Below are 436 nucleotides of genomic sequence, written 5' to 3'. Positions count from 1 at the left end.
GTTAAAGCAAAAAAAGCACAGCAAGCCACCGAAGCTACATCAACAATTGAAGCCCCTGTTGAAAACGCTAAAGCCGAAGACGTCGATCCACGTAAAGCGGCCGTTGCTGCCGCATTAGCTCGTGTTAAAGCAAAAAAAGCACAGCAAGCCGCCGAAGCTACATCAACAATTGAAGCCCCTGTTGAAAACGCTAAAGCCGAAGACGTCGATCCACGTAAAGCGGCCGTTGCTGCCGCATTAGCTCGTGTTAAAGCAAAAAAAGCACAGCAAGCCACTGAAGCTACATCAACAATTGAAGCCCCTGTTGAAAACGCTAAAGCCGAAGACGTCGATCCACGTAAAGCGGCCGTTGCTGCCGCATTAGCTCGTGTTAAAGCAAAGAAAGCACAGCAAGCCGCTGAAGCTACATCAACAATTGAAGCCCCTGTTGAAAACG

The 436-nt window shown here is 48.9% G+C and carries 1 pseudogene; it reads left to right on the top strand.

The window, feature by feature from the left end:
- Positions 1-436: pseudogene (locus INT04_RS19845) on the top strand (electron transport complex subunit RsxC); the annotation flags it as partial.

Origin of the sequence: Proteus sp. FME41 (assembly GCF_014897315.1) — a bacterium.
Classification (GTDB): Bacteria; Pseudomonadota; Gammaproteobacteria; order Enterobacterales; family Enterobacteriaceae; genus Proteus.
Note: the sequence above shows the minus strand (reverse complement) of the source record. Positions and strands in the feature narration are given on the sequence as shown.